This window comes from Olsenella sp. AGMB03486, assembly GCF_040884255.1.
Lineage (GTDB): Bacteria > Actinomycetota > Coriobacteriia > Coriobacteriales > Atopobiaceae > Olsenella_L > Olsenella_L kribbiana.
This window is the reverse complement of record NZ_JBEVTM010000005.1, coordinates 48,609-72,295: the sequence shown is the minus strand read 5'-3', so window position 1 is coordinate 72,295 and position 23,687 is coordinate 48,609. Positions and strand designations below refer to the sequence as shown.

Here is a 23,687-nt window from a genome sequence, read left to right as displayed (position 1 = left end):
ATGGATTCTGGGCGCCCGTCTATGCAGGTGGGCGAATGGGTAACAATGGCTCTGGCACAAATTGGCTTATGAATGCTGGCTTTTCCTCAAGGAGGCTTTCCTCAATGGATTTCCTGAAACGCATATTCCGTCACGGCAAGTCGAGCACGCTGCTCTCGGGCGCGTTCCTTGCGCTTCTCGGCGTCATCTGCCTCGGCTATACCGAGGATGCCGTCCTCGGTATCGTCCGCCTTGTCGGTATCGTCTCGCTTGTCCTCGGCATCACGAAGTTCGTCGATGTCTTCATCAACAAGATGAAGGACCCGGCGCTTGTGAGCGCAGGCGTCGTCGAGGTCGTCCTCGGCCTGATCCTGACCCTTGCTCCCGATGCCTTCATCGTGATCGTCTTCATCATCCTGGGCATTGCCGTCATCGGCTGCGGCATCACGGCGGTCGAGGAGAGCAAGGAAGGCACAGGCACGCACGACAAGGTTGTCGGCATCTGCGATATCGTCCTCGGTGCAATCATGGCGATCGCTCCCTTCGCCTTCATCAACGCGATCGGCATCATCTCGGGCCTGGCCCTTCTTGTGGCGGGCTCCACGCAGATCCTCGCATCGATGAAGATGCCGGAGGAGAGCTTCGCGAAGAAGCGGTAGGACAGAAGGAATCTTGGCTGGACGCCCGTCTGCACATGAGCAGGCGGGCGTCTTGCCGAAGAATTGGCGCATTCTGGGGCCGGCAGCTGCCGGCTCATTCCGAATGTAGGAGAATGGCACTGAACAGACAGGATGCCCGCGCATAGGCACAGGATCGGAAGGGTTGGCCATGGACAATATCACCCGCAGGGACTTCTTCGGTGCAGCCGGCACGCTTGCGGCAGCTCTGGGACTTGCTGCCTGCAGCTCGGGCTCATCCTCTGGCACGACGACGACCACATCCGATCCGGTCGGTGCAGGGTCTGACCTCATCGAGGCAGCGCAGGCAGAGGGCTCGATCTCTGTGCTCGGCTCCTGTGGCGAGGAGTACCTGAAGGCAGCAGCTGCGCACTTCAAGGAGCTCTACAATATCAAGGTCGACTACAAGCATCTCGCGACCGGCGAGGCGCAGTCCTTGATCGAGTCTGAGGCCGGAGCTCCCACCTACGACATCTGGTTCGGCGGCACGACCGATCCCTACAATATCGTCTCGGACGAGAAGCTGTTCGACAGCTCCTATCTGCCGAAGAACTCCTCGCACCTCATGAGCGAGTCCTATATGTCCTCGAACAACGACTGGTTCGGCATCTACAAGGGACTCTTGGGCATCATGTACAACAAGGAGGAGCTCGAGCGTCTCGGGGCAGATGCGCCGAAGGACTGGCCAGACCTGCTCTCCGATTCCTACAAGGGCCTCATCTGGACCGCAAACTACGAGACGAGCGGCACCGCGCGCCTCTTCATGAACACGATCGTCCAGCTCTATGGGCACGACCAGGGCATGCAGTACCTGACGCAGCTCGACAAGAACGTCCAGGTCTATACGAAGGTCGGCGCCATGCCAGTCAAGAACCTCGGCACGGGGGAGTGCGTCATCGCTGTCGGCTTCCTGCACGACGGAATTGCGCAGATCGAGGACAACCACTACGAGAACATCGAGCTTGTCCAGCCGACATCGGGCGTTTCCTACGAGATCGGCGCTACGGCTGCGCTCAAGGGCTGCGCGCATCCGAATGCCGCAAAGCTCTGGCTCGAGTATGCGCTCTCGCCTGAGTGCGTCGAGCTCGGTGCAAAGAACGGCTCCTACCAGAACCTCGTGATCGACAACGCGACGCAGCCGTCCCAGGTGAGCAAGCACAAGCTCAACCCGGACAATGTGATGGACTACGACTTCGAGAACGCGAAGGAGCACACGACTGCCTATGTCCAGGAGATCATGGGCATCATAGGCGGCACGGACTCGCGTTTCGAACGCTAGATACGAAACAAGAACTGAAACCGACAAGCCGGATTCAAGGGCGCCAAAGCGGGTATGAGCCTCATCAAGGATATACCTGAAGGCGCCCTTTGTGCGTCTTCGAGAGAAGGGGCAGCTATGGAATTCAGATTTCAGCGTTCGAAGGCAGGTGCGATACTCTCTGGCATCGCCTTCATCATCCTGGGCATCGTCGCATTCACGCATCCAGCGAATGCAACGCTCTTCCTGACCGAGGTCACGGGCTGGGTCCTCATCGTGCTCGGCGTCTGCGGCCTCGTGATGGCATTCACGCACTTCAGCATCATGCTCTCGCAGCTCGACTTCTACGGCGGCCTTCTGGCGCTGCTCCTGGGCATCCTGGTCGTGAACTGGCCGCAGTTCTTCGTAGCCTGGATCTTCGTGCTTTTGGGCATCTACGTGATGATTGCCGGCTTCAACTCCGTCTTTGCTGCCAACTCCCTGCGCATGCTCGGCGTCTCCGGTTCTGGCGGCGCCATGTTCGGAGGCTTCCTCATGGCATTCCTGGGCCTTCTGCTCATGATGTCGCCGTTCATGATGGCAAGCGTATCGATGATGGTGGCAGGCGTCACTCTCGTCTATGCAGGCGTCATGAGCATCGTCGACGGCATCCGCATGAAGAAGCACGAAGACGCCTGAATCTCACGGCAATACCGATAATCCGGAGGTCTTGGCCTACATTGCCGGAGCCTCTTTCCATAATGCGGCAGTCCGGTCGTGCAGCCAAAGCCTGATCCACGACGCACGGCGGAGGTCCTCTGTTTCTTGAACGAGTCCCTGTCGCCCTGCTGCATATCGACCAGTCGCAACCTTCGAGCTTTATTTGGGTCTACGAATTGGTTTTGCGTCGGGCGGAAATGCCGCCTATGCCTCCTTGGAACAAGCTCGGTCCATCACGAAGCGGAAGGAGCCTCGGATAGACAAGACAACGAAAGAGAGGGCGCTCAGGCTACCTGGACAGAAGGTTGGCGGCGCAGGGGTCGCATATCAGGAAACAGCGCCCGGTGCGGGATGCAACAGATACCAGCTCATCCGGCTCCCGCTCATTCTTGAGGAATCCGGGGAGGCTGCGGCACTTGCTCGCGGTAGTTCAGGATCGAGGCCATGCCGTACTGTGCTGCTGGGGCGCGCATGGCCCGGCGGGATGCACTCCGATGACACCGGGACAGGGCACGGACCCGGAAAGTCCAGGAGAAAGGGATCCTCCAAGGACTACGAGGCCTGCATCGCTGCCGCAATCGGGCCGTCTGACCTGTTTCCGCGACCGCATTGCCGCTTGACAGGGGTTCGGGTCATATGAGCACCCAGCGAGACGGATTCAGGACGGCCTCCCTGCCTGGCCAGAACGGGCCTCTACACCAACTTTTTCACACTACCGAGTTTTGGGGCAGACTGTCTAGCAAGTGAGCTTTAAGCACATATCTTCAGGTGCCGATTATTGCGGTGCGCTATGGAAACGCTGAACAATTGCGAGCAGCGGCATCCCGCTTTCCTGCAGCAGCCGGAGCGGCTGCCGCAGGCCTTCTCCATGCCCTGCGCACCAGCCCGCATCCGCCTCCAGGCATCCGCAGGGCCGCTCCGGACGCCTGGAGGCCCGCCTTCTGGCAGCTAGGCTATGGCGGGCCCCAGGAAGTCTGCCTGCCTTCCTGCCCTTGCGACCATGAACATGTTGGCGCCCGTGAAGAGGATGCGCATCCTGCATCCGTTCTTCCGCAGGCCCCGGCAGCGCGCCTTCGAAAAGCCGAAGGTCTGCTTGAGGATGTGGAAGACGTGCTCCACATGGGCCCTCACGCTCGCCTTCCTGCGCTCTGAGCCGCAGGAAGGTGCAGCGCATCATGAGGAAGTTCGGCATCGTGTGGGAGAGGAAGCGCAGGAGGCCCTGCGGCCCGATCGGCCAGGACGGGAGCCCAAGGTGGCGCCCAATGCCGTGGACAGGGACTTCAGGCGCGGCGCTCCCCTCAAGGCCGTCTCCACCGACATCGCCTGCCTCCCATGCATGGACGAGGGCTTCGTCTGCATGTCCGGAATCCTGGACTGCCAGACAGATGTGCTGCTTGCCCAAAAATGCTCCATCTCGATGGAGGAGAGGCTCGTGCTGGACACATATGACCAGCTCAGAGAGCTCGTCCTTCCCGACGACATCTGGGCATGCTCGGATCGGGGCGCCCACCATGCCGCACGGGCCTGCCGGGACAGGCCCAGGGAGCCCGGAATCCGGCAGTCCATGTCCAGGCGGGCCTGCTGCCGGGACAGTGCATGCATCGGGAGCTTCTGGGGACGGATGGAGGAGCAGATGGGAGACGCGGCGCATCTCCCTCCGAGGGGGCCATGGCGTCTGCCGGCAGGCACGCCGACTGCTGCAGCGATCGCAGGGGGCAGGAGCGTCCAGGATGGCTGACCCCCATGGAGCATGCAGGAAGGCTCGCTGCCTGGCAGTGTGCGGAGATTGGGGTCCACCTCAGAATGCCTCCGGAAGGATATCTGCGCTGGTAGACATGCCTATTATCCCACTTGGAGGTATCCCGTGCGGCCGGGAGCCCGCGAGTGCGACGCTATTTATTCAGCGTTTCCCTAACAGGTTTCCTCCTTGTGGACAAGCGCGGGAGATATGGAAAAGAATGTCAGCCAAGCTGCGGAGACTGCATGGCCTGGACTTGCTCTTTGAGCCTGCGATCTAGTTCCTCATAGGTCTTTCGGTTTTTCTCGTAGTCCTGTCGACGTTCCTGTTCAGCTTGCTGCTGCTCTTCTGCGTAGGCTATGGTCCTGATCGAATAGACGATAACGACATTCTGGCTCGCCCCCTCGATCGTGGCATGGACCATGTCCTTGTCTACGAGAGCAGTTATCGCGTCTCCTGCAGCAGGAGCAGGGCCTTCGAGACGCTCAGGTGTATACACAAGGCAGGCTGTCTCACCTGGCTGGGGAAGGGAATCCCAGTTGCAGCTCGTAACCTCGACATAGAGATACGTATCATCTTCATTCAGAATACCGGGAGTGACCCTTCTGACTGTGCCGGCAAGCTGCATAGGAGGAAGGGCATCGCTTCGATTATGCTTTTCCCCTTGATCGCTAGCAGCGAGATGTACAAGCAATAATGTGAGTAACAGCAGGATGAGCGAGGGGACAGCAAGCATGAGACCAATCTGTTTTCGCATCAGTGCCCTTCCATAATGCCAATAGTAAACTGCTGCAGCCTAGTTTCTAACCACTGAAAAAAGTCCCAAAGGTAGATGTAAACCCTGGATAGTTATAATCGATATAAGCCATTCCATTCCAGCCATCATATACATACAGGTATGAATGTCCGACAGCTGGATCATTGCCCGGAGTCCTTGTCGCATCCACCCATCCGGCAACCTTATGAGCGAACTCTCAGAGGTCCTGGCCCATCGGACCGGGGCCTCTTTTCTGTTTGGATCGTGGATACGTGTCGGTCTTGTGCTGGTCTGCAATCTTTTATCTGTGGGAAACATGAGAAAACATTTGATGAAACAATGTGGCGGTAGTCTTTGAATCATCAGATGCGGCCACTGGCTGCATCCGCCTACCAGATACGTACCACTTGCTCAAGGGAGAGAGGCGTACATGGCAACAGACAAGGTAACAGCAGAGTATGGCAGTCTGCTCTTTACCGATGCTGACATGCAGGAACGGCTATCGAAGCCGACCTACAAGAAGCTGCAGACCGTCATCAAGAACGGCGATCCTCTGGACATCGATATCGCGAACGAGGTTGCCCATGCGATGAAGGAGTGGGCGCTCGAGCATGGTGCGACCCACTACACGCACTGGTTCCAGCCGCTCACCGGCATCACGTCCGAGAAGCATGACTCGTTCATCAACCCGCGCGAAGACGGCACCGTGCTCATGGCCTTCAGCGGCAAGGAGCTTGTCCAGGGTGAGCCGGATGCATCGAGCTTCCCGTCGGGCGGCCTTCGTGCCACGTTCGAGGCCCGCGGCTATACGGTCTGGGATCCGACCTCTCCTGCCTTCATCAAGGACGAGGTGCTCTGCATCCCGACGGCCTTCATCTCCTACACGGGCGAGGCCCTCGACAAGAAGACGCCGCTTCTGCGTTCCGAGGTCGCACTCGAGAAGCAGGCGAAGCGCGTGCTTGCCCTCTTCGGCCAGAATCCGCACCGTGTCTTCACGACGGTCGGCCCTGAGCAGGAGTACTTCCTGATCAAGGAGGACGACTACAAGCAGCGTCCGGACCTGATCCTCACGGGCCGCACCCTCTTCGGCTGCGAGCCGGCCAAGGGCCAGGAGCTCGAGGAGCACTACTTCGGCTCCATCCGTCCGACCGTGAACGAGTTCATGAAGGAGCTCGACGACGAGCTCTGGAAGCTCGGCATCCCGGCAAAGACCAAGCACAACGAGGTTGCACCGTGCCAGCATGAGCTTGCCCCGATCTTCGAGCGCGGCTCGCTTGCTATCGACGACAACCTGATCACGATGGAGAAGATGCGCCTGCTTGCATCCCATCACGGTCTTGTGTGCCTGCAGCATGAGAAGCCGTTCGACTATGTCAACGGCTCCGGCAAGCACAACAACTGGTCAGTATGTGCCGACAGCAAGAACCTGCTCGAGCCGGGCGACGATCCGAAGGACAACCTCCAGTTCCTCGTCTTCCTCGCATGCCTGGTCGCCGCTGTCGATACCCACGCAGACCTGCTCCGTCTCTCTGTCGCCTCTGCCGGCAACGATCACCGTCTCGGCGCGAACGAGGCGCCTCCCGCAATCATCTCCGTCTTCCTGGGCGATGCACTGACGCCGATTGTCGACGCTCTCATCAAGAAGGAGGAGCCGGAGAACCATGGCCGCGAGGTCATGGATCTCGGCGTCCCGGCCCTGCCGAACGTCCTGCGCGACAACACGGACCGCAACCGTACGTCTCCGTTCGCCTTCACCGGCAACAAGTTCGAGTTCCGTATGTGCGGCTCCCAGCAGAACCTGTCCGACCCGAATGTCGTCCTCAACACCGCTGTCGCAGAGCAGTGCGAGCGCTTCGTCGACTATGTCGCCGACCGCTCCGATGAGGACTTCACGACCGTCGCTATGCGCTTCGTGCGCCACACGTTCCGCGACCACCAGCGCATCCTCTTCGACGGCAATGGCTACTCCGAGGAGTGGGAGGAGGAGGCAGCACGCCGCGGCCTTCCGAATCTCAAGTCCACGCCTGATGCCCTTCCTGCCCTCATCAAGCCGGAGAACATCGCCTTCTTCCAGAAGTACGGCGTCCTCTCCGACTCCGAGATCCATGCACGCTACATCGCGAAGGCCGAGCAGTATGCAAAGCTTTTGAACATCGAGGTCAACACGATGGTGTACATGACCAGGCACATGTATCTGCCGGCGCTTTCCGACTACTCGGGAGACATCGCGCAGACCGTGGCCACGAAGGATGCCATCGGCATCGATGCTGCAGGCGAGAAGAAGCTCGTCCAGACCCTCACTGACGGCATCAATGCCATCCTCACCGACGTTGACGCGCTCGAGAAGACGAACGACGAGGTCAAGGCAGAGGATGACATCCAGGCTGAGGACGATGGCTACCGTGACAAGGTCATCCCCGCAATGGCAAAGCTCAGGAGCGATGTCGATGCAATGGAGAAGATCTGCAGCCACGAGTACTGGCCGGTTCCCTCCTACAACAAGATGCTCTTCTACGTGTAAGGAAGCATTTCTTCCCCCAAATGCTTATGACGGCGCCCCTGGCTGCTCAGCAACCGGGGGCGCTGCTCTATGTAGACCTCTTCTCGCACAGGGCTGTGCTCGCCTCTCCCGGTACAATGGTGGGGAAAACAAGCGAGCAGGAGGTCAGTCATGGCTGAAGAAGCAGCTACCCAGGAAGCGGAAGAGAAGCGCCGCCGCATTGCCGTGATTGACGGCAATTCCCTCATGCACCGCGCCTATCACGCAATCATGCAGCCGATGAGCGCACCGGACGGACGTGCCACGAATGCCCTCTTCGGCTTCTTCAACATGTTCATCAAGATGGTCGAGACGTTCAAGCCTGACGGCGTCATCTGTGCCTTCGACAAGGGCAAGCCGCAGGTGAGGATCGATATGCTGCCGCAGTACAAGGCGCAGCGCCCTCCCATGGACGAAGCGCTCCACGAGCAGTTCCCGATGGTGAAGGAGCTTCTGGGCGCCCTCGATGTGCCGGTCTGCGAATGCGAAGGCTGGGAGGGTGACGATATCTTGGGCACCCTTGCCAAGAAGGGCGAGGATGAGGGCTACGATATGCTCCTCTTTACGGGCGACCGCGACATGTACCAGCTTGCAACGGACCATGTGAAGATCGTCTCGACGAAGAAGGGCGTCTCCGACGTGCAGATCATGACGCCGGAATCGGTGGACGACCTCTATCACGGCATCACCCCCGATCTCGTGCCTGACTTCTATGGACTCAAGGGCGATACGTCCGATAACATCCCGGGCGTTCCCGGCATCGGCCCCAAGAAGGCAGCAGCCTTGATCGTCAAGTACGGCACCCTCGACAACGTCGTGGCACACGCCGACGAGGTCAAAGGCAAGATGGGGGAGAACCTGAGGGCACACATCGATGATGCGCTCCTTTCCCGCAAGGTCGCGACGATCAGGCGCGATGCACCGATCGATATCGACCTCGCCGATGCAAAGTTCCCGACGTTCGACCCGGCCAAGGTCGCAAAGGCCTTCGGCGACCTCGGATTCACGGGCATGACATCAAGGCTCATCGAGCTCGAGGGGAAGGGTGCCGAGGTGCCGGCAGAGCCTGCCGCGCTGGAGCTTCCAGCTGTCGTCACGGGCAAGAAGGCAGAGGCAGCACTCGACAAGGCAATCAAGGATGGTTCGTGGGTAGGATGTGCACTTGAGCCTCTCGAGGACAAGAAGCAGATGTCGCTCGACCTATTCTCGGATGCTCCGAAGCGCGTGCTCTGGGCAGCAACCGATGCGGTCCTCATGCGCTTCGAGGGAGATGCGTGCGAAGAGGCGCTCTGCCGCCTTGTACATGAGGGGAAGCTTGCCGCAGGAGATGTGAAGGCGCTTCTCCATTTCGTGTGCCCCTATGACTCGGCAGATGCTGCCGAAGTGGAAGCTAAAGAGATAGACCCTTCCCGCATCTTCGATGTCGGCGTTGCAGACTACCTGCTGCGCTCGGAAGGCGTCTCCTATCTCGTACCTGACATCTGCTCCCGTGTGCTCTCGGCTCCTCTGCCTGAGCCGACTGACAAGGCGCCGGCGGCCGCACTCGAAGCCTATGGGTCCCAGCTCCTCGTGCCCGAGCTCGAAAAGCATCTCAAGGAGGATGAGTGCGATGAGCTCTTCTGCGAGGTGGAGATGCCGCTTCTGCCGGTGCTCCTCCAGATGGAGAGGACAGGACTCCATGCAGACGCAGGAGAGCTTGCCCGCCAGAGCCAGGAGCTTGGTTCCGAGATCGATGCTATGGCAGAGAAGATCCACGAGGAGGCAGGCGAGGACTTCAATATCGACTCGCCGCAGCAGCTCTCCCATGTGCTCTTCGATGTGCTGGGCTTGCCCACAGCCGGCCTCAAGAAGACGCGCAAGGGCTTCTATTCCACGAATGCGAAGGTGCTTTCCGACCTTGCCGAGACGAGCGAGATCGTGCGCGAGGTGCTCGACTACCGCGAGCGCAACAAGATCCGCTCGACCTATCTCGACGCCCTGCCGGAAGACATCCGCAAGGATGGCCGCATCCATACGACCTTGAACCAGACCGTCGCAGCTACGGGACGCCTCTCGAGCTCCGACCCGAACCTCCAGAACATCCCGACCCGCTCTGAGCTTGGCCACAGGGTACGCCGTGCCTTCACAGTGCCTGAGGGCTCGGTATTTCTGGCCTGCGACTATTCGCAGATCGAGCTCAGGCTCCTGGCACATCTTTCCTGCGATGAGCATCTGATCGATGCCTTCTGCTCCGGGGCCGATTTCCACCGCCAGACCGCAGCACGTGTCTTCAACGTGCCAGTCGAGGAGGTCACGCCTGCCCAGAGGAGCCGTGCCAAGGCCGTGAACTTCGGCATCGTCTATGGCCAGCAGGCCTATGGCCTCTCGACGTCGCTCAAGATCTCCCGTGCCGAAGCACAGCAGATGATTGACCGCTACTTCGAGGTCTACCCGGGCGTGCGCACCTATCTCGACTGGTGCATCCAGTTCGCACGCGAGAAGGGCTATGCACTGACTGCCTATGGCAGGCGCCGCTATACGCCCGATATCAAGAGCTCGAACTTCCAGCGTCGCTCGTTTGCCGAACGTACGGCCATGAACCACCCGATGCAGGGCACCGCTGCTGACATCATCAAGATGGCAATGGTGGAAGTGCCGAAGAAGCTTGCAGCAGAGGGCCTGAAATCGAAGCTTGTCCTCCAGATTCACGACGAACTGGACTTCGAGGTGCCGAAAGACGAGATCGAGGCACTCTCCCAGCTCGTGAAGGAGACGATGGAAGGCGTGGCAGAGCTCCGCGTGCCCTTGATTGCCGAAGTCTCCTATGGTGCGAACTGGGCGGAGGCGAAGTAGGGAATGGCATCGTTCGACGATTTCCAGCGCCAGCACCCGGAGGATGTGTCTCAGGCTCCCCGGCGCATGCAGGTCACCATCTATGCGGATGGTTCGAGCAGGGGAAACCCGGGACCGGGCGGCTACGGCGCTGTGCTTCTCTTCACGGATTCGAAGGGCGAGGTCCACAGGCGCGAGTTCTCGCAGGGATACAGGCTCACGACGAACAATCGCATGGAGCTCATGGGAGCGATCGTCGCGCTCGAGGCGCTCAAGCGTCCCTGCACGGTCGAGCTCCACTCCGATTCGCAGTATGTCGTGAACGCGTTCAACAAGCATTGGGTCGAAGGCTGGCAGAAGAGGGGATGGAAGACCGCCTCGAAGCAGCCGGTCAAGAACCCCGATCTCTGGCGGCGTCTTCTCGATGCGATGCGTCCGCACGACGTGAGCTTCATCTGGGTCAAGGGGCATGCAGGCCACGAGTTCAACGAACGCTGCGATGAGCTGGCAACGACGGCAGCAGATGACCGTGCATCCTGGGCAGAAGATCCGGGATTTGCTGGATAGGGTACAGGCAAGCAGATTCTCTTGAGGGGCGGGATATCCATCCTGTCCCTCTTTTGTGTCTGCTCTGGGGAGAGCTTTGTGGTTCTTGCATATACCCCTCAGGGGTGTTAAGTTAGCATCATCAAACAGACAGGGACAAAGGAGTGCCTATGAGTGCTGTCGATATCATCATCATCGCGATTGTCGCGGTTGCCTTCTTCTTTGCGGCGCGCCGTGCCGGCCAGACATTCTCTGGCAAGCGCGACTGCTGCTCTGGTGCCAAGAAGGATGGTGCCAAGACGTTCCCGACCCGCAGGATCGAGGATACGGATGAGTCGCACTACCCGTATGTGGCAGATCTTGCCGTGAAGGGCATGCACTGCGAGAACTGCGCCCGCAATGTGACGAATGCGCTCGATTCTGTCGATGGGACCTGGGCAACGGTCGACCTTGCTTCCGGCACGGCACATGTGCGCTCGAAAAAGGAGATCGACGAGGCGGCACTTGCCCGTGCGGTCAAGGAAGCAGGATACAGGCTCGCCTAGGCCTCGCCCTTTCCATCAGGCATATTGTTCAGACAGCCCTTCTGGGTGTCGGCGGCGTCAAGATACGCCACGATGCCTGGGAGGGCTTCTGCAAAGCTCAGGAGGTCGCCGCGGAACATGGCGCGCTTCGGCCAGGCATGGCCGACATAGGCTGTCGGCAGTCCGATATCGGGATGCGGGAAGTCGCGGCGGGCATCGTTTCCGACCATGAGGCACTCGTCAGGCGTGCACCCGATGCTTGCGCAGAACTCCTCGTAGTAGCGGGCTGACGGCTTCGAGCGCTTCGAGTTGTCAAGCGTCGAGATGGCGGCAAAGTCGTCGTCCGTGACGCCCGCCCAGACCATGCGGACTTCGTCCGTCGCAAGCGAGAACAGGGGATTCGTTGCCAGGGCCGAGATGAGGCCCAGGCTCTTCGTGGCTTCGAGCGCCTCGCGGACGCCGGCACGCGGACGTGCCTGGACAAGGCCGTCGCGCATCATCGGGAGCTCTGTCTCCTCGTAGCACGTCACGGCATCGGCAATCGCAGGATCTGCCAGGGGGATGCCGGTACGGGCGTACACGATGGAATCGAAGAGCTGGCGGTTCGTGAGGTCATCGGTGCGCTCCTGGCTATCAACTGCCAGGTAGGCCTGGGTGATTGCGAGCATCGTCTTCGGATAGGGGATTCCTGCTATCTTCGAGAGCAGCTTCGCCTCGCCCGAGAGATACTGGGCCACAAACGCAGTCAGATTGATATTGAGCAGCGTATCGTCCAGGTCGTATAGGACCGCCTTGATCATCGAAGCACCCTCCGGAATTGCCGAAACCTCTACTACACCGTTCCCCGCCTGCAGCTCATCTATGCAGAGGATAGGACGAAGGTGCAGGAATAGACCATTCGGAGGTCCAGGGCAACAGGAGCGTCCCTGGCTGGAAACCTGTCTGCATCCTTCCTTTCATGCGCGGGAAGCCTTATATGCCGTCTGCCGCGCTATGGTTGTCGCTGAGCGGGAAATACGGTTCCCAAGGCATTCAGGTGTCTTGGGATGCGCTATTTTCAAAGTGAAATTAAGCATGTGGCCAGCAGGTTCTTGAGCAAGTGGAACGGGGGTGCACTGTGGGGAAGCTGGGTCCGACCGAAGTGGTCATGGCAAACAGGCGCCTCGTGATTCAGTGCGTCCTCGATGCCGGCCATCCCTCACGGACAGAGATTGCCGAGCAATCAGGGCTTTCGACGGCCACGGTGACACGAGTCGTCGCCTACCTCATGACGGTCGGCATCCTCGCCGAGGATACGGCGCTTGTCGCGACAGAGGGCAGGAGCCGCATCCCTATCATCATCAATCCAAGCTACGGCATCGTCGCCCTGATTGAGTTCGAGTGCTACGGCCTCGTGGTCCATCTCTTCGATTTCAGCCTCAAGGAGACGGCATCGGTGCCGCTTGCCTATGCCGAAACGGCAGAGAAGACATTGAAGCGCATCTGCCATGTCCTGCCCGATCCGACATCCTTCGGACGGGAGCTCCGCGGCATCGGCGTTGTCTGGTGCGATGGTGCACCTGGTGCCGATGACAGGGAGGCACGTGCGCATCTTCTGCGTCAGCTCAAGGAACGCTACGGGGTGCCGGTATGCGAACGCGATGAGCAGGAGTGTGCGGAAGCAGAGATCTTGAGCCGGCAGGCGGAGACCGTGCGCGACAACCACCTGCTCGTGGCCTTCGGCTCGCGCGTGCGGGTGAGCATCGCCCAGAAGGGACAGACCGTGAACCTGCGCGGAGGCAGCTCTGCCGACCTTACAGAGACGCTCGGACCCGCCGCAGGCCCCTCCTTCGCAGATACCCTGTCGGAACTTCTGTCTTTCCTGATGCAGCTTTTCACGATCGAAGCGATCTTCTTCATGTTCACCGGATTCTCCAGCAGCCGGACGGGCCGCTTCGAAGCGGTACGCGAGGCTATGGCTGGATTCAGGAAGAAGGGGAGCGCTTCTGTCCCCGTCATCTATTTCGAACAGTCATCCGAAGGGCGCCGCGCCATCGTCTCGGCCGAGGTGAGGGAAAGCGTCCTTCTGAAAGCCGCTGCCTAGCGCAGCTGGCATATGTTCCAGGTTCCAGGCGGAGCTTTGGCGCGCAGGGCTCCGAGAGATAGCTGCCAGAGGCGAGGCCAGCTTCTGGCGCACTTACAAGAGAAGGAGGAGAGATGATAGCGCTTGTACGCTGCGATGACAGGCTCATCCATGGCCAGACCATGACTGTCGTCGTGAAGGACCAGAAGATCGACCGCATCATCGTCGTGGATGATTTCACGGCCACGAATTCTGTTCTGAAGGCAGTGTTCAAGACAGCCGTTCCGCCATCCATGCATGCCAACGTCTATACCGTCGACCAGGCGGTGCCGAAGATCGAGGCGGCAATGAACGACGACGTGCGCACACTCGTGCTCATGAAGTCGCCGGAGGTCTATGCCCAGCTCCTGGAGAAGGTTCCGAACATGCCGAAGGAGCTCAATGTCGGCCCGATGTCGAAGCGCAAGGGCACGACAGAGGTGCACGCAGCCTGCCATCTCCTGCCCAAGGAGGCAGAGGCAGTGAAAGCCAGCGTCGCAAAGGGTGCCCACATCTATTTCCAGCAGGTGCCAAGCCAGCCCCGCATCGAATGGGCTGATGTCGAGGACCGCTTCTAGGCGGTCTGGCTGAAAGAAGAACTGAATGCATGAGCGTCTTTGACTCCCTGCGCAGCGGGGAGCTGGGGACGTGCTATCAAGGAGGCATCGTATGACATTCTTCCAGGCATTTCTTCTTGCACTCTTCGGATGGATGGGATCGATCTATTCGCCTGTCCTCATCGGCGGCCTTGCCGGCTGGTATACGATCGGCAGGCCTCTCGTCTCCGGCATGATCATCGGCCTCATCCTGGGCGATGTGCAGACCGGCATCATCATGGGCGCTGCCATCCAGATGCTCTATATCGGCCTCGTGACCCCGGGCGGCACGATGCCGGCCGACGTGAACTTTGCGGCCTGGATTGGCATCCCTCTCGCTATGGTCGCAGGCGCCGGCAAGGAATATGCGCTTGCCCTCGCTGTGCCGCTCTCGACGCTCGGCGTCCTGGCAGTCTATGGCCTCTGCGCTATCAACCTGTTCTTCGTCCACAAGCAGGATGAGCTCGTCGATGCAGGAAAGCTCGATCAGGCTGCCCGCATCCCGGTGATTGGCCAGATTACGAACTTCGTCCTGCGCTTCTTCCCGATCCTTCTCATCAACTACTTCGGTGCCGATCTCATCTCCCAGCTTGTCGCTATGATGCCGACCCAGGTCACCGACATCCTCCAGATCTTCGCGAACATGCTCCCGCTCGTCGGCTTCATGCTCCTCATGCGTATGATCTGCAAGACCGACCTCGAGCTCATCCTCTTCTGCGTCGGCTTCGTGCTTGTGAAGTCTCTGGGCCTCGACATGATCTCCATCGTCGTTCTGGCGCTCTGCATCGCCTATATGCAGTACAAGAGCACTGCCGCCCCCGTCTCTGAAAGCGAGGAATAGCCATGTCTGAAGCCAAGAATATCGAGCAGGAGATCGAAGACTCGACCGAGATGGGTGGTGCCAAGCATCTGAGCCAGAAGGCGATCCGCAAGGCCTACTGGGACTGGATGTTCTGGAACCTGTCCGTGCAGAACTTCGAGAGGATGCAGGGGCCTGCCATCATCAAGATGCTCGGCGACATCCGTGAAGACCTCTATCCGGGCGACAAGGAAGCTCAGCAGGAGATGCTCCAGCGCCATGAGGTGTTCTTCAACACCGAGCCGTACCTCGGCTCGATCGTGCCGGGCATCGTCGTCGGCATGGAGGCAGCACGCGCAGAAGGCAACGAGGACATCACGCCTGAGTTCATCAACGCGATCAAGACTGCCCTCATGGGCCCGTTCGCCGGCATCGGCGACTCGCTCCTTCCGGGCACGCTCATCCCGATCCTGCTTTCCATCGCACTCGGCATGTGCCCGAACGGCGAGCTCACGGGACCGATCTTCTACATCGTCGTGTTCCTCGCAATCATGCTGCCGCTCACGTGGTTCCTCTTCAGCTACGGCGTGAAGGCAGGCGCGAATGCAGCCGAGAAGATTCTCTCTGGCGGCATCAAGGACAAGGTCACCCGCGCCGCTGAGACGATCGGCCTTGTGGTCGTCGGCGCCATCACGGCTTCCTATGCCCAGTTCAACATCGGCTGGACCTATACGAGCGGCGACCTCTCGATCAACCTCGGCACGATCCTGAACTCCATCATGCCGGGCCTTCCGGTCCTGATTCTGTCGTTCATCACGTACTGGCTCATGGTGAAGAAGAACTGGTCTGCTGGCAAGACGATGCTGCTCTTCCTCGTCATCGCGATCGTCGGCTACTTCTGCGGCATCCTCACGGTGTCTGCAGCATAGGTTCAGCGCAACAGGAGCTTTTCAAGACCTGGCTTCCCTGGAAGGGGAGGCCAGGCTCTTTTGTGGAGAGTCTCTGATGCAGGCATAGTAAGAATAGATATATCTAGAGTTGCCATATAAAGAAAGCATGGGTCACCTCCCAGAAATATCGGGAGATTCGCCCTGCGAGCTTGCAATTTCTTCGCCGATGAAGATACTCTTAATACTGCATGACGATAACGTCGTGTACCTGTATCTGTTGGCCCCCGAGAGCATGCAATTTCTGCGGTCTGTGTCTGGTGCACTATAGCGCCTCTCCGCACGGCAAGCGGCAATCATGACGACCGGGGCCCCGTTTCCGAAAGGGGTCCACCTTTGAGTGAGATTCAGAACTCGTCCATCTTCTCCCTGGATGATGTGTCCGATGAGGAGATGAACAACCTCATCGACGGCTCCGTCACCGATTTCGATGAGGGCGACCTGGTGACCGGTGAGGTCGTCAAGATCGAGCATGATGAGGTTCTGCTTGACATCGGCTACAAGTCCGAAGGCGTCATTCCTGCCCGCGAGCTGTCCATCCGCAAGGACGTCAATCCTGCTGACATCGTGAAGCTCGGCGACACGATCGAGGCTCTCGTTCTCCAGAAGGAGGACAAGGAAGGCCGTCTGATCCTCTCCAAGCGTCGTGCTGAGTACGAGCGCGCCTGGAACCGCGTCGAGGAGAAGTTCAACAAGGGCGAGAACGTCGAGGGCGAGGTCATCGAGGTTGTCAAGGGCGGCCTCATTCTCGACATCGGCCTCCGTGGCTTCCTGCCTGCTTCCCTCGTTGACCTCCGCAGGGTCAAGGACCTCAACGCCTACCTCGGCACCCGCATCGAGGCCCGTGTCATCGAGATGGACCGCAACCGCAACAACGTCGTCCTCTCCCGCCGCGTCGTCCTCGAAGAGGCACGCAAGGCAGAGCGCTCCGAGATCCTCTCGAAGCTCAAGCCGGGCATGCGTCTCAAGGGCACCGTCTCCTCGATTGTCGACTTCGGCGCATTCGTCGACCTCGGCGGCATCGACGGACTCATCCACATCTCCGAGCTCTCCTGGAACCATGTCAACCATCCTTCCGAGGTTGTCAAGGTCGGCCAGGAAGTCGAGGTTCAGGTGCTCGACGTCGACCTCAATCGCGAGCGCATCTCCCTCGGTCTCAAGCAGACTCAGGAAGATCCTTGGCGCTCCCTCGTCAAGAAGTACCCGGTCGGCGCTATTGTCGAGGGCACTGTCACGAAGCTCGTCACCTTCGGCGCATTCGTCGACCTCGGCGATGGCATCGAGGGTCTCGTGCACATCTCCGAGATGGCCAAGCAGCACGTCGACGCTCCGTCGCAGGTCTGCAAGGTCGGCGACAAGGTCCAGGTGAAGGTCATGGAGATCGATCTCGATCGTCGTCGTATCTCCCTGTCCATGAAGGCTGCTGCCGAGACGCTGGGCGTCGAGGTCGAGGTCAAGCCGCTCGACAAGCCGGAAGGCGAGGAGGCTCCTGCTGAGGCAGAGGCTGAGAAGGACGCCGAGTAGCTTCTAGCTCCATAGTGCTGCCCAAGCGGCAGGAAGCCAGGTAGCTTCCTGCCGCTTTTTCTGTCTCGTTACGGGGCGTGAACGAATCGGGACAGCTGGCTACGATTCAGGTCCCGTTTCCATGAAAATGTAAACTGCCCGTTAAGCTCCTGCCCGAACAGCTCCTTTCAGGAAGCAATAGGCTACTTTGTTACCTGCATAACTCTGGAGGCGTCTGCTTCCAGTGTGGCTTTCGGGCCTTGTGCCCGGAAGGGGAGAACACAGAAAGGGACAAACATGAAGAATGTGACACGTCGCAGCTTCGTGAAGGGCTCTGCCCTCGCAGGTGCTGGCGCTGCTGCTCTGGGCCTTGCTGCCTGCGGTGGCTCTGGCACGGCCACGACTGAATCCGGCGACAAGAAGAAGATCCTGCGCTTCGGTCAGTCCAATGCCAAGGAAGGCATGGACATGCAGAAGTCGACGAACTCCGCCGAGTCCTCGATCTCCGAGTCCGTCTGCGAGGCTCCGCTGCGCTGGAACGAGGACAACGAGCTTGTCACCTGCCTGCTCGAGGAGGTCCCGACGTTCGAGTCCGACGGCGTGACGCTCCACTGCAAGCTCAAGCAGGGCATCAAGTTCCACGATGGGACCGAGCTCACCTCGAAGGACGTCAAGTACACGTTCGAGCGCATGATGACGCCGTCGACGGGTGCCAAGTCCACCTATATGTACGACATGATCGTCGGCGCCAAGGAGATGCTCGCAGGCGAGCGTGACAACCTCGACGAAGGCATCACGTGCGAGGACGACTACAATTTCACGTTCCACATCGTGTCGCCGATGGTCACCTTCATCAACAACCTCGGCATCTCCTATGCCCAGATCTTCCCGCATGAGGCATGCGAGGCAGCAGGCGATGCCTGGGGCACCGGCACGAACTTCATCGGCACCGGCAAGTACAAGATCGTCTCGAACGACGATACGACCGAGGTCGATATGGAGCGCTTCGATGACTACCATGACGGGAAGCCGGCGCTCGACGAGCTGAAGTATGTCTTCTACGACGACAACAACACGAAGCTCATGGCCTTCAAGAACGGCGACATCGACTACTGCGACCTGTCCGCAGAGCTCCTGCAGCAGTACCAGAATGACCCCGAAGTCGCTCCGCTCATCAACCAGTATGAGACGCTCGGTGTCCAGTTCGTGAACCTGAACCTCTCCGACGGCATGGGCCTCACGGATGTCCGTGTCCGCCAGGCACTGTCCCTCGGCATCGACCGCGACTCGATCGTCGAGAACGTCGTCAACGGCGCTGGCACGGTCGCTACGGGCTGGCTTGCTCCTCAGACGCCGGGCCACGACGATTCTGCACCTGCCTTCGAGTACGACGTCGAGAAGGCAAAGCAGCTTCTCTCCGACGCAGGCGCTACGAACCTCTCCCTCACGGCCAAGGTCAGGAGCGGCGTCAACCAGCGCCAGCTCGTGGCAATCCAGGCCATGTGGCAGGAGATTGGCGTGAACCTGGACGTCCAGGTCGAGGACAACGGCGTCTGGTCTTCCGACTGGGCAGCAGGCTCTCTTCAGATCACCGCACTCGGCTGGTTCCCGCTCTATGCCGATGCAGACAACCACATGTACACGTACTTCTACAGCGCCAACGCTGCGAAGAAGTCCTCGTTCTACAACAACGCGACGTTCGACGATCTCGTGAGCCGCGCCCGCGTCTCCCAGGATTCCTCCGAGCGTGCAGACCTCTACAAGCAGGCAGACGATCTGCTCACGCGCCAGGACTATGCAACGCTTCCGCTCTACTGGCCGAAGAACCAGCTCGTTGCAAAGGACTACGTCCTGAACGCAAAGGTCGGCAACCTGATCTACCACATGTTCGATGTGGACATCGACACGACGAAGGACGACTACAGCCCTGTCGAGTAGGTGGTATCAAGTCTCTGAAGGTTGCATGCCGTATACGAGATAGAAACTTGAACTGTCTATGCTGATTGGGAGGGTGCCTCTCCGGGGCATCCTCCCGTCACTTTAGGAGAGGGCTGCAGGACAGAAAGAAAGGACGAGGGCCAAGGGAGCCGTCCTTCCTTTCCGTGCTGCGAGCCACAGAACACGTGGGAAGGAGCGACGATGAAGGGCTACCTCGTGAAGAGGATCCTGCAGGCACTCGGTGTCATCCTGTGCATCTCTGCAATCACCTTTTTCGTCCTGAACATCGTGCCAGGCGACCCCGTCCGCATCATGATGGGCGATATGGCCGATGAGAACACGGTCCAGCAGGTCCGCCACACCATGGGCCTCGACCGTCCGGTGTGGGAGCAGTACATCAGCTGGATCACGAACATGCTGCAGGGCAACTTCGGCACCTCATATACGCAGAAGAAGGCAGTCTCGGTCCTCATGGGCAATGCCTTCGGCGTGACAGCGCGCCTCGCAGGCTTTGCGTATCTGTTCGCGCTGGCACTGGGCCTCATCTTCGGCGTGCTTGCTGCCGTGAACCACGGCAAGGCGCTTGACCGTGTCCTCATGGGACTTGCCATCTTCGGCATCTCTGCACCGGCCTTCTGGGTGGCCATCATCCTCCAGATCGTCTTTGCGCTGAACCTCAAGTGGTTCCCGCTGTCAGGCACGAAGTCGGCTGCGGCCTTCGTTCTGCCGACGATAGCTCTGGGCGTGCGCTATGCAGCATCGATTGCCCGTGTCACGCGCACCTCGATGCTCGATGTCCTGAACCAGGACTATATGAGGACTGCAGAGGCAAAGGGCCTCAAGAAGTGGTCCGTCATCCTCGGCCATGGCTTCCGCAATGCCCTGATCCCGATCATCACGATTGCTGGCACCCAGCTCGGCGACATCTTCACGGGATCGATCCTCATCGAGTCCATCTTCGCGCTGCCGGGCATGGGCAAGCTCCTGCTCGATGCCATCAATGCGCGCGACCTGCCGCTCATCCAGGGCGGCGTCATGTACATTGCCGCCATATGCGTGGTCGTCTATCTGATCGTTGACATCCTGTATGCCGTGGTCGATCCGCGCATCCGTCTCGGAGGGGAGGCTGCTGAATAATGGCACTCTTGAACAGCGACAAGAACGACAAGCGCACACAGAATGCTGAGCGCATTGCAGACGATATCGCAAGGGGCAACCTCGAGGCTTCGGCCAAGGCAGGATCTGCCAAGGCCGGATCGAAGCGCGCTTCCACCTACTGGGCCGTGTCCTGGCAGATCATGAAGAAGAACCGTGTCGGCATGGTATGCCTCGGCATCATCATCTTCCTGATTGCCGTCGCAATCCTGGCGCCGGTGCTGGCACCCTACGATCCTGATGCCCAGACGCTTTCGAACATGCTCAAGGCACCTTCGGCAGAGCATCTCTTCGGTACGGACGAGTATGGCCGCGACATCCTGTCCCGTGTCATCTATGGCTGCCGCGTCTCGCTTTCCGTCGGCGTCGTCTCCCAGCTCATCGCAACGCTCATCGGCTTCTTTGCCGGCGTCTGTGCCGGATACTTCGGAGGCGCTGTGGATGCCGTGATCTCCTTCATCATCCAGGTCTTCTCGAGCTTCCCGTTCCTCCTCTTCGCCATTGTCGTCATGTACGTCATGGGTCCTGGCCTCATCAACCTCTATGTCGCACTCGGCCTTCTGATGTGGACCTCGACAGCACGACTCATCCGCGGCGATGTCATGCGCCTCAAGGGCTCTGAGTACATCCAGTCCTGCATACTTTCCGGCGGCTCGAGCTGGCGTGTCATCACCCGCCATCTGCTCCCGAACTGCGCCTCGACCCTGATCGTCACGGCCACGCTCGGCATCCCCTCTGCCATCATGAGCGAGGCATCGCTTTCGTTCTTGGGCCTCGGCGTCCAGCCGCCCATGTCGAGCTGGGGCCAGATGATCTCGGCCTCCCAGCCCTACATCCAGTCCAATACCTACTACAGCGTTATACCGGGCATCGCGATCATCATCACGGTCATGGCATTCAACCTCTTCGGCGACGCCCTCCGCGATGCGCTCGACCCGAAGATGCGTTCGTAGGGGAGGAGCATCATGACTGATACCGTACATGCCATATCGGAAGCGGATCGCATCTACGCGCAGGAGCTCGAGAGGCAGCAGAAGCAGGCTCACAAGAAGGATGTCCTGCTCGATGTGGACGACCTCTGCGTCACGCTCTTCACGGAAGATGGCGCCCTTCCCGCAATCCAGCATCTGTCCTTCATCATGCGCCGTGGCGAGACGCTCGCTGTCGTCGGCGAGTCCGGCTGCGGCAAGTCGATGACAGCGCTCTCGATCATGGGCCTTCTGCCCCAGCCGCCTGCAAAGGTGACGGGCGGCGCCATCAAGCTCGAGGGCACCGATCTCACGAAGCTCTCCGAGGATGAGATGCGCCAGTACCGTGGCTCCAAGATTGGCATGATCTTCCAGGAGCCCATGACGTCGCTGAACCCGGTCATGACGGCAGGAAAGCAGATTCGCGAGGGCATCCTCGTGCACAATCCGGGAATGGCAAAGGAAGAGGCAGACAAGCGCGCTCTCGAGATGATCAAGCTTGTCGGCATCCCCGCCCCGGAGAAGGTCTTCAAGAGCTATCCGCATGAGCTCTCGGGCGGCATGCGCCAGCGCATCATGATCGCTATGGCTCTTGCCTGCCAGCCGTCGCTCCTGATCTGCGACGAGCCGACTACGGCTTTGGACGTAACGATCCAGGCACAGATCCTCCAGCTCATCGACCGCATGAAGACGGAGCTCGGCACCGCTGTCATGCTCATCACCCACGACATGGGCGTCGTCTCCGAGATGGCTGACTGGGTCATCGTCATGTACGCCGGACACCTCGTCGAGTACACGATGGCAGGAACGCTCTTCACCGATCCGAAGCATCCCTACTCCGTCGGCCTCATCAACTCGATTCCGTCTCTCGACAACGACGTGGATACGCTCTATGCAATCCCAGGCAATGTCCCGATGCTGAATGCGCTGCCGGATGGGTGCCCCTTCAACCCGAGGTGCCCGTTTGCAAAGGACATCTGCCGCAAGCAGTGCCCGAAGCTCGAGGCAATCGACGGCGACGAGTACCACAAGGTCGCCTGCTGGAAGTACACCGATGCATGGAAGGAGGACTAGCATGAGCAGCGAGGCAGAAAGCAATGGAGTCGTGCTCAAGGTCGAGCATCTGACGAAGCACTATCCTGTGAAGGCAGGCGTGTTCGGACACTCCGACAAGGTCGTGCATGCCCTCGAGGATGTCTCGTTCGAGCTGCACCGCGGCGAGACGTTTGCTATCGTCGGCGAGTCCGGCTGCGGCAAGTCGACGACCGGCAAGTGCATCCTGCGCCTCACGGAGCCCACGTCGGGCAAGGTCATCCTCGACGGCGAGGATTTCACGGCGCTCAAGGGAGAGGCGCTCACGAAGGCACGCCAGAAGATGAAGCTCATCTTCCAGGACCCCTATAGCTCCCTGAACCCGCGCATGACCGTCTCTGACATCATCGCAGAGCCGATCGATATCGCAGGTACCTACAAGACGAAGGCAGAACGCGATGCCCGCGTCGAGGAAATCATGAAGGCCGTCGGCCTCGACCTCGAGTTCAAGTACCGCTATCCGCACGAGTTCTCGGGTGGCCAGCGCCAGCGCATCGGCATTGCCCGTGCCATCGTCCTCGAGCCTGAGATCGTCGTCTGCGACGAGCCGGTCTCGGCTCTCGACGTCTCCGTCCAGGCCAAGGTCATCAACCTGCTCATAGAGCTCCAGAAGAAGCTCGGGCTCTCCTACATCTTCATCAGCCATGATCTGTCGGTCGTGAAGCACATATCCGACACCGTGATGGTCATGTACCTCGGCCACACGATGGAGCTCGCCTCCAAGAAGGACCTCTACGCCAATCCGCTCCATCCCTATACGAAGGCCCTGCTCGATGTCATTCCCCGCATCCGCCACGAGCGCATCCAGGACAAGAAGATCCTCGAGGGCGACGTGCCATCCCCGACGAATCCGCCGAAGGGCTGCGTCTTCCATACGCGCTGCACGAGCTGCATGAAGGTCTGCACCGAGCGTGCACCCGAGATGCACGAGGTGGAGCCGGGCCACTTCTGCGCCTGCCACCTCTTCGACAAGGACCTCACCGAGGCAGAGCGCCAGCTCGAACTCAACGAGACGCTTGTTGCAGAAGAGAAGGCAGATGCCCTCTCCTAGAAGCTGACT

At 59.7% G+C, this 23,687-nt stretch carries 21 protein-coding genes; 18 read left to right on the top strand and 3 right to left on the bottom strand.

Translation table 11 applies throughout. The features are described from left to right. The first annotated feature begins 104 nt into the window (after window positions 1-104). The 3 genes from ABVS03_RS03850 to ABVS03_RS03840 all read left to right on the top strand — a co-directional run bounded on the left by ABVS03_RS03850 (window position 105) and on the right by ABVS03_RS03840 (window position 2,592). Window positions 105-638, top strand: coding sequence for a DUF308 domain-containing protein (locus ABVS03_RS03850; protein ID WP_368018105.1), 534 nt, complete (start codon window positions 105-107; stop codon window positions 636-638). Window positions 639-807: 169 nt separating this feature from the next. Next, the gene (locus ABVS03_RS03845; RefSeq protein ID WP_330972497.1) at window positions 808-1,935 is read left to right on the top strand and encodes an ABC transporter substrate-binding protein; all 1,128 of its coding nucleotides are present in this window, start codon (window positions 808-810) and stop codon (window positions 1,933-1,935) included. 117 nt (window positions 1,936-2,052) lie between these two features. After that, window positions 2,053-2,592 (top strand): HdeD family acid-resistance protein, encoded by a 540-nt coding sequence (locus ABVS03_RS03840; protein WP_368018104.1) that lies wholly within the window; start codon window positions 2,053-2,055, stop codon window positions 2,590-2,592. 969 nt (window positions 2,593-3,561) lie between these two features. On the opposite strand, the gene ABVS03_RS03835 is transcribed toward ABVS03_RS03840, so the two are convergent. Next, complete coding sequence (locus tag ABVS03_RS03835) at window positions 3,562-3,744, bottom strand: transposase (RefSeq protein WP_368018103.1); 183 nt, start codon at window positions 3,742-3,744, stop codon at window positions 3,562-3,564. A 121-nt stretch (window positions 3,745-3,865) separates the two neighbouring features. Between ABVS03_RS03835 and ABVS03_RS03830 the strand changes: the two genes are divergently transcribed. Continuing rightward, window positions 3,866-4,351 carry a hypothetical protein gene (locus ABVS03_RS03830; RefSeq protein ID WP_368018102.1) on the top strand — a complete coding sequence of 162 codons (486 nt, stop codon included), beginning with the start codon at window positions 3,866-3,868 and terminating at the stop codon, window positions 4,349-4,351. Between the two features lie 223 nt (window positions 4,352-4,574). Here ABVS03_RS03830 and ABVS03_RS03825 read toward each other — a convergent pair whose 3' ends face one another. Then, a complete protein-coding gene (locus tag ABVS03_RS03825; protein WP_368018101.1) occupies window positions 4,575-4,850 on the bottom strand; it encodes a hypothetical protein in 276 nt (91 codons plus the stop codon). 688 nt (window positions 4,851-5,538) lie between these two features. On the opposite strand from ABVS03_RS03825, the gene ABVS03_RS03820 reads away from it, so the two are divergent. The 4 genes from ABVS03_RS03820 to ABVS03_RS03805 all read left to right on the top strand — a co-directional run bounded on the left by ABVS03_RS03820 (window position 5,539) and on the right by ABVS03_RS03805 (window position 11,549). Next, window positions 5,539-7,629 carry a glutamine synthetase III gene (locus ABVS03_RS03820; protein ID WP_330971249.1) on the top strand — a complete coding sequence of 697 codons (2,091 nt, stop codon included), beginning with the start codon at window positions 5,539-5,541 and terminating at the stop codon, window positions 7,627-7,629. Between the two features lie 150 nt (window positions 7,630-7,779). Beyond that, entirely contained in the window at window positions 7,780-10,479 is a 2,700-nt protein-coding gene (polA, locus tag ABVS03_RS03815; RefSeq protein ID WP_368018100.1) for a DNA polymerase I, read from the top strand. A gap of 66 nt (window positions 10,480-10,545) precedes the next feature. Then, window positions 10,546-11,025: a ribonuclease HI gene (gene rnhA, locus ABVS03_RS03810; RefSeq protein WP_368018166.1), complete on the top strand. Its 480-nt coding sequence runs from the start codon at window positions 10,546-10,548 to the stop codon at window positions 11,023-11,025. Between the two features lie 149 nt (window positions 11,026-11,174). Next, window positions 11,175-11,549: a heavy metal-associated domain-containing protein gene (locus ABVS03_RS03805; protein ID WP_330971247.1), complete on the top strand. Its 375-nt coding sequence runs from the start codon at window positions 11,175-11,177 to the stop codon at window positions 11,547-11,549. Here ABVS03_RS03805 and ABVS03_RS03800 read toward each other — a convergent pair. Continuing rightward, window positions 11,546-12,328, bottom strand: a complete 783-nt coding sequence (locus ABVS03_RS03800) for an HAD family hydrolase (protein ID WP_330971246.1) — start codon at window positions 12,326-12,328, stop codon at window positions 11,546-11,548. The genes ABVS03_RS03805 and ABVS03_RS03800 overlap by 4 nt on opposite strands. Window positions 12,329-12,645: 317 nt before the next feature. Between ABVS03_RS03800 and ABVS03_RS03795 the strand changes: the two genes are divergently transcribed. The 10 genes from ABVS03_RS03795 to ABVS03_RS03750 all read left to right on the top strand — a co-directional run bounded on the left by ABVS03_RS03795 (window position 12,646) and on the right by ABVS03_RS03750 (window position 23,678). Continuing rightward, on the top strand, window positions 12,646-13,611 hold the full coding sequence (locus ABVS03_RS03795; protein WP_330971245.1) for a hypothetical protein: 966 nt from the start codon (window positions 12,646-12,648) through the stop codon (window positions 13,609-13,611). 113 nt (window positions 13,612-13,724) lie between these two features. Beyond that, a complete protein-coding gene (locus ABVS03_RS03790) occupies window positions 13,725-14,207 on the top strand; it encodes a PTS sugar transporter subunit IIB (RefSeq protein ID WP_330971244.1) in 483 nt (160 codons plus the stop codon). Between the two features lie 91 nt (window positions 14,208-14,298). Further along, window positions 14,299-15,066, top strand: a complete 768-nt coding sequence (locus ABVS03_RS03785) for a PTS sugar transporter subunit IIC (protein WP_330971243.1) — start codon at window positions 14,299-14,301, stop codon at window positions 15,064-15,066. A 2-nt stretch (window positions 15,067-15,068) separates the two neighbouring features. Beyond that, window positions 15,069-15,953 (top strand): PTS system mannose/fructose/sorbose family transporter subunit IID, encoded by an 885-nt coding sequence (locus ABVS03_RS03780; protein ID WP_330971242.1) that lies wholly within the window; start codon window positions 15,069-15,071, stop codon window positions 15,951-15,953. Window positions 15,954-16,307: 354 nt separating this feature from the next. After that, window positions 16,308-17,495, top strand: coding sequence for a 30S ribosomal protein S1 (rpsA, locus tag ABVS03_RS03775; protein ID WP_330971241.1), 1,188 nt, complete (start codon window positions 16,308-16,310; stop codon window positions 17,493-17,495). 276 nt (window positions 17,496-17,771) lie between these two features. Beyond that, the gene (locus ABVS03_RS03770) at window positions 17,772-19,412 is read left to right on the top strand and encodes an ABC transporter substrate-binding protein (protein WP_368018099.1); all 1,641 of its coding nucleotides are present in this window, start codon (window positions 17,772-17,774) and stop codon (window positions 19,410-19,412) included. Between the two features lie 201 nt (window positions 19,413-19,613). Beyond that, complete coding sequence (locus tag ABVS03_RS03765) at window positions 19,614-20,549, top strand: ABC transporter permease (RefSeq protein ID WP_330971239.1); 936 nt, start codon at window positions 19,614-19,616, stop codon at window positions 20,547-20,549. Further along, the gene (locus tag ABVS03_RS03760) at window positions 20,549-21,520 is read left to right on the top strand and encodes an ABC transporter permease (protein WP_330971238.1); all 972 of its coding nucleotides are present in this window, start codon (window positions 20,549-20,551) and stop codon (window positions 21,518-21,520) included. The genes ABVS03_RS03765 and ABVS03_RS03760 overlap by 1 nt, the downstream gene beginning before the upstream one ends. A gap of 12 nt (window positions 21,521-21,532) precedes the next feature. Beyond that, entirely contained in the window at window positions 21,533-22,609 is a 1,077-nt protein-coding gene (locus ABVS03_RS03755) for an ABC transporter ATP-binding protein (protein ID WP_330971237.1), read from the top strand. Between the two features lies 1 nt (window position 22,610). After that, window positions 22,611-23,678 (top strand): ABC transporter ATP-binding protein, encoded by a 1,068-nt coding sequence (locus tag ABVS03_RS03750; protein ID WP_368018098.1) that lies wholly within the window; start codon window positions 22,611-22,613, stop codon window positions 23,676-23,678. The last annotated feature ends 9 nt before the right edge of the window (window positions 23,679-23,687 follow it).

What these genes read in the sequence shown, in the direction of transcription:
- ABVS03_RS03790 (WP_330971244.1), top strand. Translation starts at nt 13,725, where the DNA reads ATGATAGCGCTTGTACGCTGCGATGACAGGCTCATCCATGGCCAGACC.
- ABVS03_RS03780 (WP_330971242.1), top strand. Translation starts at nt 15,069, where the DNA reads ATGTCTGAAGCCAAGAATATCGAGCAGGAGATCGAAGACTCGACCGAG.
- ABVS03_RS03760 (WP_330971238.1), top strand. Translation starts at nt 20,549, where the DNA reads ATGGCACTCTTGAACAGCGACAAGAACGACAAGCGCACACAGAATGCT.
- ABVS03_RS03820 (WP_330971249.1), top strand. Translation starts at nt 5,539, where the DNA reads ATGGCAACAGACAAGGTAACAGCAGAGTATGGCAGTCTGCTCTTTACC.
- ABVS03_RS03800 (WP_330971246.1), bottom strand. Translation starts at nt 12,328, where the DNA reads ATGATCAAGGCGGTCCTATACGACCTGGACGATACGCTGCTCAATATC.
- ABVS03_RS03750 (WP_368018098.1), top strand. Translation starts at nt 22,611, where the DNA reads ATGAGCAGCGAGGCAGAAAGCAATGGAGTCGTGCTCAAGGTCGAGCAT.
- ABVS03_RS03755 (WP_330971237.1), top strand. Translation starts at nt 21,533, where the DNA reads ATGACTGATACCGTACATGCCATATCGGAAGCGGATCGCATCTACGCG.
- ABVS03_RS03770 (WP_368018099.1), top strand. Translation starts at nt 17,772, where the DNA reads ATGAAGAATGTGACACGTCGCAGCTTCGTGAAGGGCTCTGCCCTCGCA.
- ABVS03_RS03850 (WP_368018105.1), top strand. Translation starts at nt 105, where the DNA reads ATGGATTTCCTGAAACGCATATTCCGTCACGGCAAGTCGAGCACGCTG.
- ABVS03_RS03845 (WP_330972497.1), top strand. Translation starts at nt 808, where the DNA reads ATGGACAATATCACCCGCAGGGACTTCTTCGGTGCAGCCGGCACGCTT.
- polA (WP_368018100.1), top strand. Translation starts at nt 7,780, where the DNA reads ATGGCTGAAGAAGCAGCTACCCAGGAAGCGGAAGAGAAGCGCCGCCGC.
- ABVS03_RS03805 (WP_330971247.1), top strand. Translation starts at nt 11,175, where the DNA reads ATGAGTGCTGTCGATATCATCATCATCGCGATTGTCGCGGTTGCCTTC.
- ABVS03_RS03840 (WP_368018104.1), top strand. Translation starts at nt 2,053, where the DNA reads ATGGAATTCAGATTTCAGCGTTCGAAGGCAGGTGCGATACTCTCTGGC.
- ABVS03_RS03765 (WP_330971239.1), top strand. Translation starts at nt 19,614, where the DNA reads ATGAAGGGCTACCTCGTGAAGAGGATCCTGCAGGCACTCGGTGTCATC.
- ABVS03_RS03785 (WP_330971243.1), top strand. Translation starts at nt 14,299, where the DNA reads ATGACATTCTTCCAGGCATTTCTTCTTGCACTCTTCGGATGGATGGGA.
- rnhA (WP_368018166.1), top strand. Translation starts at nt 10,546, where the DNA reads ATGCAGGTCACCATCTATGCGGATGGTTCGAGCAGGGGAAACCCGGGA.